This window comes from uncultured Sphingosinicella sp. (genome assembly GCF_963974575.1).
Classification (GTDB): Bacteria; Pseudomonadota; Alphaproteobacteria; order Sphingomonadales; family Sphingomonadaceae; genus Sphingosinicella.
Map to the genome: position 1 here is coordinate 1 of NZ_CAXBBQ010000010.1, position 18,052 is coordinate 18,052.

The following is an 18,052-nucleotide window of genomic DNA, read 5'->3' on the forward strand; positions in this document are numbered from 1 at the left end:
GATAGTTGCCCGTCGCTTCGAATCCGACAATCACGGGCCTGCCGATGGCCGCCAGGCTGATCGACCTCGCCAAGTCGAAACATCATCTGTTTTCCATTCACTGGGGCGGATCAGATTGGGAGTTCGCGTTGTCGGAAGGAACTGTTGTGGTAGCACCCTCTTGGAGTGTACGCCGCACTCTGGCCACCGAGCGTATCAGACTTTTCAGCTGATTCGACGCGCCATGCAGGGAAAGCTCAGGGGCCGGCAAGTCGGAAACTAACGCTGGATCCAGATGACCAATCCCCAGGGCCACCTGGTGGGGACCGGTCAGTCTTTGTCGGCAAATCTTCTTGGCCTTTACGGCAAACTCGCTTTATGCGAGGGCATGGGTCAAAAGTTGTTCGAACAAAATTCGCGTTCGGTTGCCGACAGCTTGGGCAAGGCGCTGATTCTCACTGTGCTCGTGCAGTTGCTGGCAACCAGCACGGCGCTGGTGCTGCCTCCCATCGCGCCGCGCGTTGCTGCGGATTTTGGCGTGGACGCTTATGTTGTGGGTTATCAGGTGAGCTTGCTTTTCACGGCCGGCGCGTTTGGGTCCGTGCTGTCGGGCGCGCTGATCCGGAGTTGGGGCGCCGTGCGCACCGAACAATTCGGATTGGGTATGTTCGCGCTTGGTCTGGTCGGGCTGGCAACGGCCAATATCTCCGTCGGCGTGATCGCCTCTCTGCTCATCGGCTTTGCCTATGGTTTCCAGAATCCGGCCTCGTCTCAGATCTTGAGCGTCGTTACGCCCCCTGCTCGGCGGAACGTCGTATTTTCGATCAAGCAGGCGGCGGCACCGCTTGGGGTGGTGCTGATCAGCATTTCGCTACCCTTGCTCGATGCGGTGATAGGCTGGCGTAAGGCGTTTCTCCTGTTGGCGTTATTGCCGAGCGCCCTGCTCGTCATTCTGGCGGGCCATAAGGTGCCGCATACACCGCCGCAAAACAAGGTGCCGCTACTGCGCGGTCTGCTGAAAGAGCAGCGACTGATATGGAGGCGCGGTGACCTGCGCGTTCTGACTATCATCGGCTTTCTCTACTCCTCGGTTCAGTTGACGCTCTCCACCTTCACGGTGTTGATGTTGACGGCGGATTGCGGGTGGAAGCTGATCCCGGCAGCATCGGCTGCGGCGGGCGTGCAGGCCTTTGGCGTGCTGGGCCGGGTGTGCTGGGGCGTGGTGGCGGACCGGCTTGGGTCCGGGTTCGGCGTGCTGGCGGTCGTGGGCCTCGGTAGTGGGGCTGCGCTGCTGGCCATGCCCTGGATGGCCGCGTTTCCGGCGTATGTGCAGGTCGGGGTGCTGAGCTTCCTCGGATTTTGCTTGAACGGCTGGAACGGCGTCGCGATGGCGGAGGTACTCCGCCACGCTGCGCCTGCCGACGTCGGGAGCGTGATGGGCAGCTCTCTCGTCTATGTCTTCGCAGGCGTCATGGTCGGGCCGGCGAGCTTTGCCCTGCTCTATGAGATCGTGGGCAGCTATGGCGGGACCTTCGCATTTGCGAGTGTCGTGTTGTTGATCGGCGGAAGCGTCGCGTTGTTGGTTCGACCAAAGCTGAAGGGTGGAGGATGAAGATGCAGGGTGAGGCACATCACGCTGAGGCGGCCATTGCGCGGGCGATGGACGCAGCCGACCGGGTCAATGCGTCGATCAATGCCGTGCTGTGGCTCAACCGGGAGGTGAAGGCCGGCGTAGGCCCGCTTGGCGGTGTGCCGGTGCTGGTGAAGGACTGCATCGACTGGCGGGGGCAGCCGACGATGCACGGATCGGCAGTCTATCGGGATGCGGCGCCGGCGGCCGGGGATGCCGAAGTGGTGCGCCGCCTGCGCGATGCGGGTGCGACGCTGCTCGGGAAATCGCACCTCAGCGAGTTCTGCTTCGGCGCGACCGGGGAAAACGCTGCTTTCGGCAACTGCCGCAACCCGTGGGACGCCGCGCGCATCACGGGCGGATCGAGCAGCGGATCGGCCGCAGCGGTAGGGGCGGGGATCGTGCCCGCGGCGATCGGCACGGACACGGGCGGCTCGGTGCGTGTGCCCGCCGCGCTGTGCGGTGTGGTGGGACTACGGCCGACATTGGGGCGCGTTTCGAACCATGGAGTGCTCGATGTCAGCACGATCTGCGATGTGGTCGGGCCGTTTGGGGCCACCGTGGCGGATGCTGCAAGACTGTATGCGGCCATTGCGGCTTATGATGCGCGCGATGCCTTATCTTTCAAGGACCCGGCGCCGCTACTGGAAGGAATGGACGCGGGCGTGAAGGGCCTGCGCGTCGGGTTGCCGCGTGCGTTTTTCTACGAGGATTTGCAGGACGATGTGGCCCGCGCCGTGGATGCCGCCGCTGCCGTGCTGGAACGGCTGGGCTGCACGCTCGTCGACGTGCCGTTGGGCGAGGCGGAGACACTGCGCAGCGGCGGCGCGTTCCGCTTCGTGCTCGCCGATGTCGCCGATGCGCGCCGCGATGTGTACCCCGAACATGCGGACCGGATCGGCGCGGAAGTCCGGCGGCGCATAGAGCTGGGGCATCAAGTGAGCGGCGCCGATTACGCGCACTGCATCCGCCTTCTTCAGCAGTTTCAGCGGGCGCTTCGCGATACATTCGCAGCCGGGATCGATGTGCTGCTTACGCCGACGACGCCCGTCACCGCGCCGCTTTGGGCCGAGGCTACGGACATGGTCGCGACGACGCGACTTGTGGCGCGCAACACCTATGATCTTGGCGCAGCCGGGCTGCCGTCGCTGAGCGTGCCGTGCGGTTTCGATCGGCGAAATCTCCCGATCGGGATGCAACTCACTGCGCCGTGGAGAGCAGAGGCGATGCTATTCCGTGTGGCGGCGGCCTTCGAGGCGGCGACCGAGCATCATCATCGGCGCTCTCCGATCAATCCCACTTAAAAGTTCGAACATTTATATTGATTGTTTCCGGCCTTTTCGGCAGTCTCCGCCCGCGAAAAGGGGAGGGCTCATGACTGCGTTGCCACTCGACGGCCTGAAAATCATTAGTTTTGAGCAATATGGCGCCGCGCCATATGCGACCATGTTCCTTGCCGATCTCGGCGCCGACGTGGTGAAGGTGGAAGGCGCGGACGGCGACTATGCGCGCAAGACCGGGCCGCTGACTCTGGGCGAGGCCGACAGCCTCTATTACCAGTGCTTCAACCTCAATAAGCGCAGTCTCATCCTCGATCTGAAGGCCGACACCGACCGGGCGCTGCTGCACCGGCTGGTGGCTGACTCGCACGCGGTGGTGAACAATCTGCGCGGCAGCCTGCCTGCAAAGCTTGGCCTTGACCATGCCGCGCTTTCGGCAGTGAACCCGCGCATCGTCTGCGGCCACATTTCCGCCTATGGCCGCACCGGATCGCGCGCCGACTGGCCGGGCTATGACTTTCTGATGCAGGCGGAGGCGGGCTTCATGGCGCTGACCGGAGACCCCGGCAGCCCGCCCACGCGCGTCGGGCTTTCGATGGTCGACTACATGACCGGCATGATGATGGCATTCGGCCTCGTCAGCGCTATCAGGGGCGCGGAGCGCAGCGGCATCGGCATGGATGTGGACGTCTCGCTGTTCGACGCGGCACTCCACCAGCTCGCCTATCAGGGCACTTGGTATCTGAACGAAGGTGTCATCACGCGGCAGACGCCGCGTTCGGCGCATCCTTCGACCGTGCCCGTGCAGCTCTACAAGACGGCGGACGGCTGGCTTTACATCTGCTGCATGAACCAGAAGTTCTGGGAAATCCTTGTGAGGCTGATCGGCCGGCCGGAGCTTGGCGCGGACCCACGCTTCGCCGATCTGGCCAGCCGCCGCGAGAACCGCGATGTGCTCACAGACGTGCTCGATGCCGTGTTCATGACCCGAACGCGCGCGGAATGGATGCAAATTCTGCAAGGCCAGATTCCCGCGGCACCCGTGGAATCACTGGATGGGGCCATCGATAATCCGTTCGTGGCCGAGGTCGGCATGGTGCAGGACGTGCCGCATCCAGCCGGCCGGACGCTCAGGATGTTCGCGAACCCACTACGTTTCGACGGCGCGCGTCTTCCGCAGCGCGCTGCGCCTGGGCTGGATGCGGATGGTCCGGCGCTGCGCGGTCGCTTTTCCGCCGACGCTGCCTGAAGGGGGAATCTGTGAAGCTTGAAGGTATTAAGGTCGTCGATCTCAGCATGTTCCTGCCGGGGCCGGTGATGACGCAGATCATGGCCGATCACGGCGCGGACGTCATCCGCATCGAGCCACCGGGGGGCGAGCCGAGCCGTGCGTTCGGCCCCTATGATGCCGAAGGACTTTCGATCTGGTTCAAGAACGTCCATCGCGGAAAGCGCAGTATTGTTCTGGACCTCAAGAAGGCCGAGGACGTGGCGGTGCTGCTGCGCCTGGCGGACGAGGCCGATGTCTTCATCGAAGGGTTCCGGCCGGGCGTCGCGGCGAAACTGGGCATCGATGCGCAGACGCTGCGCGCGCGCAATCCGCGCCTCGTCTATTGTTCGCTGTCTGCGTTCGGGCAATCCGGCCCGCTCTCCCACAAGGCAAGCCACGACATGGGCGCGCAGGCCTACACCGGCTTTCTGGCGATCAACGACAATGGCGATGAACGTCCGGTGGTCCCTGGGCTTCCTTCTGCCGATATGGGAAGCGCCCTGACGGGGCTCGTCGGGGTGCTGATGGCACTTTATCGGCGCACCGCGACGGGACGCGGGGACATCGTCGATGCCTCGATGTACGACGCGCTGATGGCTTGGACCGCGCATCTTTCAGGACCTGTGCTGGCGGGCGGTTCGCCGCCGACGACGCGGACGCACAGGTCCGTCGGCGGCTCCAGCTTTTACAATCTCTACGAGACGCGCGATGGCCGTTTCATCGCACTCACGGGCCGCGAAATGAAGTTCGCGAGATCGCTGCTCACGGCGCTCGGCCGGGAGGAGTTGATCCCGTTCGCGGAGGCTGAGCCCGGGCCTGTCCAGCAACAGCTGATCGGCGAACTGCGACAAATTTTCAGCGCGCGCGACTTCGATGACTGGTGCGCGTTCCTGCCGACCGTGGAGGTCAGCTGGGCGCCGGTGTTGAACATGGCCGAGGGTTTCGATCACCCGCACGCGGCGGCCCGCGAGATGCTCGTCGATGACGGAATCGGCGGGCGCGTCGTCGGAACGCCGGTCAAGTTCGCGGACGAGCCTGGCGAGGTGCATTTGCGCGCGCCGACGCTGGACGCGGACGGCGCTGCGATCCGTGCCAGGGGATGGGCGCGAAGCTGAGGTTCAGTCCTTCAGTTCCAGCCGCATGTTGTAAACGAAATCGCGCGAACGGAACGTATTCACCGAAATCAGGTAGATGCTGTTGGCGGCATCGAAATAGCGCCGGATGATCTGGAGCGCAGAAACGCCAATGGGTTCGCCGAGCATGCCCGCTTCGGCAGGTGTCAGCATTTTTGCGCGTATATCCTGCGACAGGCCCGACGGCTTTATACCGTGAACACGGTGCAGCCATTCGTAGACCGGTTCGTCCGAAAATCCGTCTTCGTCTGGCAGCGTCGCCCGCGTAACATCCACGTATACACGTACGATACAAAGCGGCATGTGGTGGTCATCGTAGCGCACGCCCTGCATGGTGTGCCATTCGCGCATCTCGTCGCAGCCAAGCTGGCGGGCAAGCTGCCCGTCCGCGCTGAGACGTTCCTGCTCTTCCCACTGCATGTGCGTGGCGTGTGCGTAGTGTAGAAGGTCCGCACGGGAACCGATGGCGTGGCGGAACGTCTGGATGGGGGTGTGGCGCAGCACTGTGGTCCCCGCGCCGCGGCGGCGGCTGAGCAGGCCTTCCTCCTCAAGCTGCTGGAGAGCGCCGCGCACGGCGTAGCGGCTTGCCCCGAGTTCGGCGCACAATTGCACTTCGGTGGGAAAGGGTGAGCCAACGGCGAATTCGCCCGAATCGATGCGTTCGCGCAGATCGGCATAAACCCCTTCATACCTCGGGCGCCGTCCGGCGCTCACCTTGGTCACTCTGTTCTCCTTTGTTGCCGCCAGCACGGCCCGCGTCAGCGGTTCGTACTTGGCTCGAAAATCACAAGAATTCAACAAATCAAACTAACCAAACGAAAAGTTCGAACTTTTCCATTGACCTGCCTGCCGCCCTTTGTCAGCTTACGGGTTGAGCGACATGTGCCGCCAAACCCTGGGGAGGGGTGCCGGCACGATGAAATCCGTTTCGCGAGTGGAGGGAGTGGCATGGGGCTTCGGGTTGGAGTGGACGTCGGCGGGACGTTCACGGATATTTTCTTGCTCGATGAAGGGGCCAGCCGGACCTACACGGCGAAGGTGCCGTCGACGCCGTCCGATCCTTCGGAAGCGGTGATTTCCGGGATCGAGAAAGCCTGCCGCGAAAACAGCCTCGATATGGCGGACATCACGCACGTAATGCACGGCACCACAGTCGCGACGAATGCGGTGCTGACCGGCAATGGTGCGTCCGTGGGACTCATTGTCACCGAAGGCTATCGGCAGGTTCTGCATCTGGCGCGTGGCTTCGTGCCCGGCGCGCTTTCGGGGTGGATCAACTTCGTGAAGGGCAAGCCGATGGCGGCCCTGAAGCACACGCTGGAAGTCTCCGAACGGATCAGCGCCAGCGGCGAGATCGTTCGTCCGCTCGACGAGGCGCGCCTGCGCGCGGACATTCAGCGCTTCAAGGGCAGCGGCGTCGGCTCGATCACCATCTCGCTGATGAACTCTTATGTGAATGCCGCGCACGAGAAGCGCGTGGAGGCGATCGTCCGCGAGGAGCTTCCGGACATTTCGATTTCCGTGTCTTCCGACACGCTGCCGGAAATGCAGGAATATGAACGCGCCATCACCACGGTGGCCAACGCGTTCGTGAAGCCCGTGGTGTCGCGCTACGTCTCCAATCTCAAAAATAACCTGGAGGCGCGCACAACCGGCGAGGTGAAGCTCTCGATCCTGCGTTCGGATGGCGGCCTCGCCACGGCGGCGTCTGCAGCCGACTTCCCGGTCAACCTGCTGATGTCCGGCCCCGCGGGCGGCGTCGCCGGCGCGATCTGGGTCGCCAAGCAGGCGGGTTTCCCGAACATTATCACCTTCGACATGGGCGGCACGTCGACGGACGTCTGCCTCGTTGAAGGCGGCGAGGCGCAGGTGCGCCGCGAGACGGTGGTGCATGACGTGATCGTTCGCGCGTCCTCGGTGGACGTACGCACAGTGGGCGCCGGCGGAGGCTCCATCGCGACCGTGCCGGAGCTTACCAAGGCGCTCCGTGTCGGCCCTCAGTCGGCAGGCGCAGTCCCGGGTCCGGCAGCCTACGACAAGGGCGGCACGGAGCCGACTGTAACCGATGCCAACGTCGTGCTCGGCTATCTGCCTGCGGATGCGCGGCTTGGCGGCGACATGACGATCCGCCGCGACCTCGCGCAGCAGGCCGTGCAGAAAATCGCCGACGCGCTCGGCCTCACGCTGGAGACGGCGGCGGAAGGGATCGTCCGCATCGTAAACGAGAACATGTTCGGCGCGCTGCGGCTTGTTTCGGTGGAGCAGGGGTACGACCCGCGCAACTTCTCGCTGATGGCGTTCGGCGGCGCGGGGCCGCTGCATGCGAACGCGCTCGGCCGCCTGTTGGGGGCGTGGCCTGTCATCGTGCCGCGTGGTCCCGGCGTGCTGTGCGCAGTGGGCGACGCGACGACGCGCCTGCGCGACGAGGCAGCACGCACCATGATCCGCCCGGTCGACGGGATCGATGTGGCCGAGCTGCAGGGGCTTCTCGATGAGCTTGAGGAGCGCGTGCGTGCCACGCTCGATGTCGAAGGTATTCCCGAAGATGCACAGGAGATCGTGTATCAGGTGGACCTTCGCTATGCGGGCCAATCGGCAGACATCACAGTCTCACTGCCGCCTGCCGAATTTGCTGAGCATGGCCTCGCCAAGGCCTCCGAGCGGTTCGATCACCTGCACGAGCAGATGTTCAGCTTCAGTCTCGACAAGGCGAAGGAGCTGGTCAACCTGCGCGTCATCGCACAGGGGCCGGGCGCGGACGTAGGCCAGAACACGCTGGCGGAAGGCGATGGCGATCCGGCGCGCGCTGCCGTGCACAGCACGCGCGTCTTCGACAGTGGTGCGTGGCACGACGCGATGATCTACGACAGGCGCAAACTGCTCGCCGGGGACCGCGTGAACGGCCCGGCCATTGTTACCGAGCTCGATTCCACCACGCTCATCCTGCCCGGCAGCCACGCGACGGTCGATACCGTCGGCAATCTGCTCATCCGCGACGACCGCTGAGAACTGGAGGCACAAGATGGCAAGGCTCATCGAAACCAACACCACGCCCTGGCCGACGGTCGATGTCGATCCGGTCACGCTCGATGTCATCGAGAACGCGCTCCAGAATGCCCGTGTGCAGATGGACGCGATATTGTTCCGCACCGCGATCTCGCCGATCATCCGCGAACAGCGCGACGGCTTCCCGGTGCTGACCAATCGCGAAGGCATGATGCTCGCAGGGCAGTTCGGATCGCCAGTTGATGGCTTCGTCGATAATTATGACGGGGAGGTTTCCGAAGGCGACGTCCTCCTCACCAACGATCCCTACGCCTGTCAGGGTGCGATCAGCCATCTGAACGACTGGCTATTCTGCATGCCGGTATTCTACGAAGGGCGTCTGCTCGGCTGGACCGCGATGTTCGGGCACATGTCGGACATTTCCGGCATGACGGCGGCCTCGATGCCGGTGACGTCTTCCGATCTGTTGCAGGAAGGCATCGTCATCCCGCCGGTGAAGATCGTTTCCAAGGGCGAATTGCAGAAGGACCTGCTGCGCATGGCGATGCGCAACACGCGCACGCCGGACTGGAACGAGGCGGATTTCTTCGCGATCCTTTCGGCGTGCCGCACGGGCGCGGCGCGTCTTATCGAGATGGCGGATCGCTTCGGGCCGGACGTACTGTGTTCGGCGCAGGACCAGCTTTTGAAGCGCAACCGTGAGGCGATGCGCGCGCTGATCGTCTCGACGATGCCCGAGAAGAAGGTCGTGTTCGAGGACTGGATCTGCGACGACGCCACCGGCCACGGGCCCTACAAGCTCGGCTGCGAGATGTGGCGCGAAGGCGACAAATTGATCTTCGATTTCTCGCGCACCGATCCGCAATCGGCGGGCTGCGTAAACTTCCTGCTCAACGAGCGCATGTTCAAGATGTTCTGCGGGCAGTTCATGGTGAACGTGTACGATCCGCAGATCGTCCTCAACGACGGCTACATCGATCTCATCGACGTGCGCATCCCCAAGGGCACGCTGCTCAATCCGATCGCACCCGCGGCGCTCAACGGACGCACACACGCGCTTGGGCGCATCTTCGACATCATCAGTGGCCTGTTCGGCTCGGCGAATCCGGATTTCCTCGTCGCCGCTGGATTCTCGGACAGCCCACACTTCATGTATTCGGGCTTCAACAAGGGCCACGACTGGTTCCTGCTGTTCCAGATCGGCTTCGGTGGCATCCCCGGCAAGCCGGGCGGCGACGGCCCGGACGGGCATTCGCTGTGGCCGAAATTCCGTAACGTTCCGAACGAATATATCGAAGCCTATTTCCCGATCCGCATCGATCGCTTCGAATCGCTGCCGGATACAGGCGGTGCCGGCAAGCATCGCGGCGGCAACGGCGTGCGCACGGAATATGTGTTCGATGTGGAAGGTGAAATCTCCATCCACGACGACCGCTGGCTGACCTACCCGTGGGGCGTGAAGGGCGGACAGCCGGGCAAGCGCAGCCGCAAGCTGTTGGTGCGCGCGGACGGCGAGGAGAAAATCCTGCCGTCGAAGATCGATCATATCTTCGTGCAGCCCGGCGACCGCCTGATCTTCGACACATGGGGAGGTGGCGGCTGGGGCGATCCGCTAGAACGCGATATAGCCGCCGTCGCCTACGACGTGGAGGCTGGACTCGTCAGCCCGGAAGGCGCGCGGCGTTATGGCGTGGTCATTTCCGATGACGGCGTGGTTGACGATAAGGCGACCGAGGCCCTTCGCGCGGAGATGCGGGGCAGCCGCCCGCCGGTCAATGCGTTCGAATTCGGGCCTTCAATCGCGGAACTCCGTGCCAGCTGCTTCGAGGAAACGGGCCTCCAGCCGCCGGTCGATCCCGTCGCCTCGCCGATCGCCACTGCTTGGTTCAGCAAGCGCGGCGAACCCGTGCCGATGCCGCAGCGCCTTGCGGCGGAGTGAACCATGAACGGGTTTTCCGCAGCCGGCTACGGCGACCAGGGCAATATCGGGTTTGGCCGCCAGCCCGCCGTGCTGGTCGTCGATTTCCAGCGGGCGTTCACCGATAGCGCCTATCCTATGGGCCGCTCCGGCCATGTCGATCAGGCGGTAGAGAACACCGCGCGCCTGCTGAAGGTCGCCCGCGCGAACAACGTGCCGGTCGCGACATGCAGCGTCGGCTGGAACAGCCCGCGCGACATGGCGCACTGGAAGGTCAGCTCGGTCTACAAGGACATGTTCTACGGTGATGCCGGAATGGAGCTCGATCCGCGCATCGCCGATCCTTCCGACTTTCATTTCATCAAGGGCGCGCCGTCGATCTTCTTCGGCACGCCGCTGCAGACGTTCCTGACGCGGCAGGGCGTGGACACGGTGATCGTGACGGGCTGCACGACGAGCGGCTGCGTGCGCGCATCGATCATCGACGCGTTTTCATACGGCTACCGGGTGATGGTGCCGGAGCCCTGCTGCGGAGATCAGGAGATCGGCCCGCATCAGGCGAACCTTGCCGACGTCGGTCGGCGCTACGCCGACGTTCTGGGCCTCGAAGAGGTCATTGAAGCGATCAGTGGAAAGCGTAACGATGCCTGAATTGAAGCGTCCCGATGGTGCAGTGATTCATTACGAAATCGTCGGTGAAGGCGATCCGGTTCTCTGCCTGGGCGGCTGGGGCACGTTCTGTCATGGCAACAGCGCCGGCCTGCCGTTCGGCCTCACTGACCGCTACAGCGTGATCCTGATGGATTATCGAGGGCTTGCGGAGTCCACGGACAATCCCGACACGCCGATCTCCATGCGCGTCTATGCCGACGACGCGATTGCTGTGCTCGATGCGCTTGGGCTGAAAAACGTCCACCTGCTCGGCATGGTCGGCATCGGCGCGTGCGTTTGCCAGCAGATCGCCATCATGCGACCCGATCTTGCACGGACGCTGGTGAACACCGGCGCATGGGCAACGATGGACCCGCTGCTGGCGGATCAGTTGCGGCTGTTTTTGGATATCCACCGCGACGCCGGCTGGGCGACATTTCAGCGGCTCGTGTGCGCCTATTCGTTTAGCGCGGATTATTACAATGCCAATGCGGATCGCCTCATTGGGCCGCAGGGTCCGTGGCGCGAATTGCAGGGCAAGATCGAAACGCACGCGCGCTTCATCGACGCCAGCATCGACTACGATGTCATCGAAGATCTGAAACAGGTGCAGACCCCCGCACTCATCATGCACGCGCCGCTCGACACCATCACCGGGCCGCGCACGACGAAACCCATCGAGGAGGCGCTACCGAACGCGACCGGATTCGTGATGGAAGGCGCGGCGCATGTTCTTGCCGGTAAGGACCAGCGCGGCCGCTTCTCGCAGCGCCTGTTCGAATTCTTCGCGCAGCATTGATCGATGGACCGCGCCGCCTCCTGCCTTTTGTTCGTTCCGGGAAACCGGCCGGAGCGCTTTGAAAAGGCGCTGGCGACAGGTGCGGAGCTGGTGTGTATTGATCTTGAAGATGCGGTGCCGCCGGCTGCGAAGGCCGAGGCGCGGGCGGCGGTGATCGCGGCGCTTGCCGACCTGCCGAAAGAGCGCATTGCAGTGCGCGTAAACGGGATGCGCACCGAAGCCGGGCTGCGCGACGTGCTGGCGCTCAGGGATGCCGGGCCGCTGCCCCTGCTGCTGGTGCCGATGGTGGAAAGTGTGGGCGAGCTTGCGCCGCTGCAGGCCGTCGGCGCGTCCGCGATCATCCCGCTGATCGAAACTGCGAAAGGCCTCGCTGCGGCAGCGGAGATCGCGGCGGCGGACGCGGTGGTGTCAATGATGTTCGGCGGCGGCGATCTTTCCGCCGAACTCGGTGTCGCGCTTGAATGGGAACCGCTCGCGGCGGCACGCGGGCAGTTCATTCTCGCCTGTGCGCGGGCGCGCGTTCCCGCGATCGACGTGCCATTCATCCATATCGCCGATCCGGATGGTCTTGCCGAAGAGGTGCGCCGCGCAAAGAGCCTTGGGTTCTCGGCGAAGGCCGCCATCCACCCGGCGCAGGTCGAGATCATTCAGGGCGTGCTGCGCCCGCAGCCGTCCGAGATCGAAGAAGCGCGCGCAGCGCTTCAGGCGTTTGCCGAAGCTGGCGGGCAGGCTGTCATGTTCAAGGGCCGGATGCTGGAGGCGCCGTTCATGCGCCGGCTGAAGCATCTCGCCGCATTTGGAGAAAGCCGTAATGCGTAAGGGTGTCATCGAAGTTGCACCGGGGCGATTCCGGGAAACCTTCGGCCGTTATTTCGAAGAGTTCGAGGTTGGGCACATCTATGAGCACCGGCCTGGCCGGACGATCACCGATGCGGACAACGTGTGGTTCACGCTGCTGACGATGAACACGCATCCGGCGCACTTCGATTATGAATATGCGAAGAAGACGGAATTCGGAAAGCCGCTCGTGTGTTCGCCGCTCACGGTCGCGCTTCTTGTCGGCATGAGCGTCAGTGACGTATCGCAGAAGGCCGTAGCCAATCTCGGCTGGACGGATATCCGCCTCACACATCCGTTGTTCTGCGGCGATACGCTGTATGGCGAAAGCGAAGTGCTGGGCAAGCGCGAGTCAAGCTCGCGGCCGGAGCAGGGCATCGTCACCGTGAAGACGACGGGTAAGAACCAGAAGGGCGACATCATCTGCACATTCGAACGGTCGATCCTCGTGTGGAAGCAGGGCTTCGGCCCGGCTGACGATTGAGGGAAAATACATGACATCCGCAAACGCCACCCGCACGATCGACCCGGAAGAAGAGGCCGTTCTGATGCATTCGATCGATCGCTGGATCGATAAGGAAGTGCGCCCCGTCGTGATGCACCACGATCACAACGATCTGTGGCCGGCAGAACTGGTCGCCCAGATGGCGGAAATGGGCCTGTTTGGTGCCACAATCTCTCAGGACTACGGGGGCCTCGGTCTTCCGGCGACCACCTACTCGAAGGTCGTGTCGAAGATCGCGTCGTACTGGATGGCGATCACCGGTATTTTCAATTCGCATCTGATGCTGGCGGCTGCCGTCGAGCGTTTCGGGACGGCGGAGCAGAAGGCGGAATGGCTGCCGAAGTTCGCGAGCGGGGAAATACGCGGCGGCCTCGCGCTCACCGAGCCCAACGCGGGGACGGACCTGCAGGCGATCCGTACGACTGCGGTGCGCGACGGCGACGATTACGTGATCAACGGCACGAAGACATGGATATCGAACGGCATCCACGGAAGCTGCTTCGCGCTTCTCGTGAAGACCGACCCGAAGGCGGAGCCGCGCTATAAAGGCATGAGCCTTTTCATCGCGCCGAAGATCGCCGGTTTCGAGGTCGGCAAGAAGATCAAGAAGCTCGGCTACAATGCCATCGACAGTGCCGAGCTTATTTTCGACAATTACCGGCTCCCCGCCGCGAACCTGATCGGCGGCGTCGAGGGCAATGGCTTCTTTCAGGCGACAGGCGGCCTCGAACTCGGCCGCATCAATGTCGCCTCGCGCGGTGTGGGGCTTGCCGAAGGCGCACTGCGGCTCGCCACGGACTATGCGACAGTTCGCCAGACGATGGGAAAACCGATCTGCGAGCATCAGGCCATCCAGCTGAAGATCGGTGAGATGGTGACGCGCGCGAAGGCTGCGCGACTTCTCACCCAGGACGCCGCCGAAGCCTACGACCGCGGCGAGCGCTGCGACATGGAAGCGGGAATGGCGAAGTACTTCGCGTCCGAAGCCGCGGTGCGGAACTCCGAGGAGGCGATGCGGATCTTCGGGGGCTACGGCTATTCGAAGGAATACGAGATCGAACGTTATTACCGGGATTCGCTGCTGATGTGTATCGGCGAGGGAACGAATGAAATGCAGCGGATCATCATCTCCAAACAATGGGTCAAACGGCATTCCGCGTAGAGGTTTCAAGAACAGGATCAATCCGCAAGCGAGCGTTCAGGGCAACAGCATTGGAAAGGGACAAGGGGGATACCATGACGAAATCCGAACTTAGACTTGCAACGTGTCTCACGACCGCTTTTGCGATCGTGCTTTCGCTTCCCGCGCCGTCTTACGCGCAGGAACAGGCAAGCGAGACCGCCGAACCTGTGGGTGGCGAAATCGTGGTGACGGCACGCCGGTTCGACGAAAAATTGCAGGACGTTCCGGCGGCGGTTTCGGTGCTGACAGCGGAAGCCATCGAGAACACGGGCGCCCGCGTCGCGGCCGATTTCGTGCAGCTGACGCCCGGCGTTACCATTGTCACCGGAAACGTGGAGGCGGCCGATACGCAAATCAACATACGCGGCATCAACGGTGCACGCGATGCGGAAAGCAATGTCGCGCTGGTCGTCGACGGTATCCAGAAATCGAACACTTCGTCGCTGAACCAGGACCAGGGATCGGTGCAGCAGATCGAAGTGCTGAAGGGCCCGCAGGGCGCGCTTTACGGGCGAAATGCCGCCGCAGGCGCGGTTATCATCACCACCAAGAAGCCGGGCGCCGAACTGGAAGGCAGTGCACGCGTCAGCTACGGCAACAACGATACGGTGGAAGCCGCCGCGCTGATCGCGGGGCCGCTCAGCGACACCGTGGGTTTCGTCATCAACGGCGACTACGGGCGCGGGGATGGCTATTTCCGCAACAGCTTCCTACCGAGCGATATCAACAAGACGCTCTACCCGGGCAACAGTACCAAAGCCGCCTCGATGGACAATTATGAGCGCTGGAATGTGAACGGCCGCCTCGTCTTTACGCCGAGCGACGCTACGGAAATCGATCTGAAGGCGCGCTACGGCAAGGTCCGCAGCGGTGCGATCGCGTTCAATGCGGCGTTCCAGATTCCGGCGCTGGAAGGTGCCGACAAGGCCTTCAACATCGACATAAACGATCACAAGTTTATCTTCACGCCGAACATCGATCCGCTGAACACGCAGAAGACCATAGAGGCGTCGGCGCGCCTCACGCAGTCGCTCGGCGGGGTCGATCTGATCGGCTACGTTGCCTACAGCAACATCAAGAATGATTTCTATGCCGATGGCACGAGCGGTGCATTCGGTTTCTTCGGAAATGAATCAACATGTCAGGCGACCGCGGCGGGAACGGTGCCTGTTGTAAACCAGGCGCCATTCGATGAAACCTATCTCGGGGGCGCGTTTGTCGGCGCGCAGCCGTATTCGCCTACAACGTGCGACGGCACACAGTACCAGCGCCGCAATCAGGAAGATTTCAGCGCGGAGCTTCGTCTTGTCGGCGAAACGGATTCACTGCGCTGGCAGCTCGGCGGATATTTCCTGTCACTTGACCGCCGGACCTGTATCAACCTCGGCCTCGATACCGGGCAGGGCGTCGTTCGCGAGTGTTATACGACCGACCCGACAAACCGCACCGAATCGTTGGTGGATGATAATTTCAAGACCAAGGTCTATGCGGCCTTTGGGTCGGTTGATTATGATGTGACTGAAGCCTTCAAGATCGGCGTTGCGCTTCGCTATGATATTGAAGATCGCAGCACGAGTAACAACGTGCCCACGGGCAGGCTGACACGCTGGGTCGGCAACGTGCTCACGGGAAATCCGAACGGCACTGCGACAACGCCCGCGAACTATTATCTGAACCCCGGGCTCGATCCGGTTTACAACCCAAGCGGCATTCTCGCCGACCGGAGCCAGACCTACAAGCAGCTGCAGCCCAAGGTCACGCTCAGCTACAAGGTCAGCCCCGATCTTTCGCTGTTTGCGAACTGGGGCATCGGCTTCAAGTCGGGCGGCTTCAACAACGGCGGTTCGCAGGCCGTTATCGACAATTTCTTCAACGCCACCATCGCATCGGGCCTGTCGATCTTCGACGATTACCGGAAGGAGCGATCGAGCGCGTTCGAGGCGGGTATCAAGGGCAAAGCGCTTGATGGACGCCTGACGTTCGACTTCGCCGGCTATCATACGACCGTGAAGGATATGCAGTTCTTCGAATTCTTCGTGGGACCGTTCGGACTGCTGCGCGTCGTCTCCAACATCGACAAGGTGGAACTGTACGGCGCCGAAGGTTCGGCGAGCTTCCGCCTGATCGATGGCTGGTCATTGTTCGGTTCGTTCAACGTGACCGACAGCAAGATCAAGCGGAATGATGCGCGGCCGTATACGGAAGGCAACAAGTCTCCCTACACGGCGGACTACACGCTCAACATCGGCAGCCAGATCGACGCCCCGCTCAGCGACGCACTGTCGCTGTTGGTGCGCGCCGATTACCGTATTACCGGCAAGACTTGGTTCCACACCGTCCAGGACAATACCGTGCCGACGATCTTCGGGCTGGCCGCGAATTTCAAGAACTCGCAGCGCGATCCCTACGGCATCTTCAACCTGCGCGTCGGCTTGAAGTCGGACAGTTGGTCGGTCAGTGCCTTTGCCGAAAACATGTTCAACAAGAATTACGTGGCGGAAGTCATTCCCGCGCCGGAATTCGGCGGCGACTTCCTGACGGCGGGTATACGCCGCAGCTATGGTCTGGAACTGGCATACAAGTTCTGACCCCGGCGACTGGCCGTAGAATGGAAGCCTTCCGGATCGGCTGACGCTGATCCGGAAGCTCTGAAGGAGTGAATGATGGCGTCTGGAGCGTTGCAGGGGTTGCGGCTTGTCGAAATGGGGCAACTGATCGCCGGACCCTTCTGCGGACAGTTGATGGCCGATCACGGCGCCGAGGTGATCAAGATCGAAGCGCCGGGCGCGGGCGACCCGATGCGCGAGTGGGGGCGGAACAAGCCGGTCTGGTGGCCCGTCGTCGCGCGCAACAAGAAGAGCATCACGCTCAACCTTCGCGATCAGCGCGGTCAGGATATCGTGCGGCGCCTTGTGGAGAAGTCGGACTTCCTGCTTGAGAATTTCCGCACCGGCACGATGGAGAAGTGGAATCTGGGCTACGATCAGCTTTCGGCCATCAATCCGGGGCTGATCATGATCCGCGTGACGGGCTTCGGACAAACCGGCCCCTACGCACGACGTGCCGGATATGGATCGATCGGCGAGGCCATGGGCGGCATTCGAAACCTTGCGGGCGATCCGTCCACGCCGCCAAGCCGTGTCGGCCTGTCGATCGGAGACTCGCTTGCCGCCACGTTCGCCTGTCTTGGCGCGTTGATGGCCTTGCAGAATCGGCATCGCACGGGGCAGGGGCAGGTGGTCGATTCCGCAATTTACGAGGCGGTGCTCGCCATGATGGAATCGACGATTCCCGAATATACCGAGGCCGGCTTCACGCGGGAACGGACGGGCGCGACGCTGCCCAAGGTCGCGCCTTCGAATGTCTACTCCACGTCGGACGGCGAAATTCTGATCGCGGCAAATCAGGACAGCGTCTGGAAGCGCATGGCGGAAGCGATGGGGCATCCGGAGCTTGGAAGCGATCCGCGCTTCGCCACGCATCATGCGCGCGGCGAGCATCAGGTGGAACTGGACGACATGATCAGCGCCTGGACGAAATCATGGTCCAGCGCCGATCTTCTGGCGCACTTGGAGACGCACGGCGTGCCGGCAGGGAAGATCTACAAGGCGCCCGATATGCTGGAAGATCCGCATTTCAAGGCGCGCGAAGCCATCATCAAGGTGCAGCATCCGCACTTTCAGAACCTCTGGATGCAGAATGTCTTCCCCAAGCTCTCCGAAACGCCGGGAGAGGTCGCTTGGGCGGGGCCGGAGCTTGGCCAGCACAATGAGGAGATTTACGGTGATGTTCTGGGGATGAGTCGGCAGCAGATGAACAGCCTGCAGAACGAAGGCGTTATCTGAAGAGAGGCTAGTCTCG

At 62.7% G+C, this 18,052-nt stretch carries 14 protein-coding genes; 13 read left to right on the forward strand and 1 reads right to left on the reverse strand.

Annotated features, from left to right (window positions below):
- Positions 1 to 274 precede the first annotated feature (274 nt).
- The 4 genes from AAC014_RS15915 (at position 275) to AAC014_RS15930 (ending at position 5,274) form a co-directional block, all read left to right on the forward strand.
- Positions 275 to 1,591, forward strand: a complete 1,317-nt coding sequence (locus AAC014_RS15915) for an MFS transporter (protein WP_339710389.1) — start codon at positions 275 to 277, stop codon at positions 1,589 to 1,591.
- Positions 1,588 to 2,913: an amidase gene (locus tag AAC014_RS15920; RefSeq protein WP_339710391.1), complete on the forward strand. Its 1,326-nt coding sequence runs from the start codon at positions 1,588 to 1,590 to the stop codon at positions 2,911 to 2,913. Before AAC014_RS15915 ends, AAC014_RS15920 begins: the two co-directional genes overlap by 4 nt.
- Before the next feature lie 70 nt (positions 2,914 to 2,983).
- On the forward strand, positions 2,984 to 4,138 hold the full coding sequence (locus AAC014_RS15925; protein ID WP_339710393.1) for a CoA transferase: 1,155 nt from the start codon (positions 2,984 to 2,986) through the stop codon (positions 4,136 to 4,138).
- Between the two features lie 11 nt (positions 4,139 to 4,149).
- Entirely contained in the window at positions 4,150 to 5,274 is a 1,125-nt protein-coding gene (locus tag AAC014_RS15930; RefSeq protein WP_339710396.1) for a CoA transferase, read from the forward strand.
- A 3-nt stretch (positions 5,275 to 5,277) separates the two neighbouring features.
- Here AAC014_RS15930 and AAC014_RS15935 read toward each other — a convergent pair whose 3' ends face one another.
- The gene (locus tag AAC014_RS15935; RefSeq protein WP_339710398.1) at positions 5,278 to 6,015 is read right to left on the reverse strand and encodes a GntR family transcriptional regulator; all 738 of its coding nucleotides are present in this window, start codon (positions 6,013 to 6,015) and stop codon (positions 5,278 to 5,280) included.
- Between the two features lie 225 nt (positions 6,016 to 6,240).
- On the opposite strand from AAC014_RS15935, the gene AAC014_RS15940 reads away from it, so the two are divergent.
- The 9 genes from AAC014_RS15940 to AAC014_RS15980 all read left to right on the forward strand — a co-directional run bounded on the left by AAC014_RS15940 (position 6,241) and on the right by AAC014_RS15980 (position 18,036).
- Complete coding sequence (locus tag AAC014_RS15940; RefSeq protein ID WP_339710400.1) at positions 6,241 to 8,298, forward strand: hydantoinase/oxoprolinase family protein; 2,058 nt, start codon at positions 6,241 to 6,243, stop codon at positions 8,296 to 8,298.
- Positions 8,299 to 8,314: 16 nt separating this feature from the next.
- Positions 8,315 to 10,237, forward strand: coding sequence for a hydantoinase B/oxoprolinase family protein (locus AAC014_RS15945; RefSeq protein ID WP_339710402.1), 1,923 nt, complete (start codon positions 8,315 to 8,317; stop codon positions 10,235 to 10,237).
- Between the two features lie 3 nt (positions 10,238 to 10,240).
- Positions 10,241 to 10,867 (forward strand): isochorismatase family protein, encoded by a 627-nt coding sequence (locus AAC014_RS15950; protein ID WP_339710404.1) that lies wholly within the window; start codon positions 10,241 to 10,243, stop codon positions 10,865 to 10,867.
- Complete coding sequence (locus tag AAC014_RS15955) at positions 10,860 to 11,666, forward strand: alpha/beta hydrolase (RefSeq protein ID WP_339710407.1); 807 nt, start codon at positions 10,860 to 10,862, stop codon at positions 11,664 to 11,666. The genes AAC014_RS15950 and AAC014_RS15955 overlap by 8 nt, the downstream gene beginning before the upstream one ends.
- A 3-nt stretch (positions 11,667 to 11,669) precedes the next feature.
- Positions 11,670 to 12,485: a CoA ester lyase gene (locus AAC014_RS15960; RefSeq protein WP_339710409.1), complete on the forward strand. Its 816-nt coding sequence runs from the start codon at positions 11,670 to 11,672 to the stop codon at positions 12,483 to 12,485.
- Positions 12,478 to 12,987: a MaoC family dehydratase gene (locus AAC014_RS15965; RefSeq protein WP_339710411.1), complete on the forward strand. Its 510-nt coding sequence runs from the start codon at positions 12,478 to 12,480 to the stop codon at positions 12,985 to 12,987. The genes AAC014_RS15960 and AAC014_RS15965 overlap by 8 nt, the downstream gene beginning before the upstream one ends.
- 10 nt (positions 12,988 to 12,997) lie before the next feature.
- A complete protein-coding gene (locus AAC014_RS15970; protein ID WP_339710413.1) occupies positions 12,998 to 14,170 on the forward strand; it encodes an acyl-CoA dehydrogenase family protein in 1,173 nt (390 codons plus the stop codon).
- Between the two features lie 74 nt (positions 14,171 to 14,244).
- Complete coding sequence (locus AAC014_RS15975) at positions 14,245 to 16,779, forward strand: TonB-dependent receptor (RefSeq protein WP_339710415.1); 2,535 nt, start codon at positions 14,245 to 14,247, stop codon at positions 16,777 to 16,779.
- Positions 16,780 to 16,854: 75 nt separating this feature from the next.
- A complete protein-coding gene (locus tag AAC014_RS15980; RefSeq protein ID WP_339710417.1) occupies positions 16,855 to 18,036 on the forward strand; it encodes a CoA transferase in 1,182 nt (393 codons plus the stop codon).
- Positions 18,037 to 18,052: the final 16 nt, after the last annotated feature.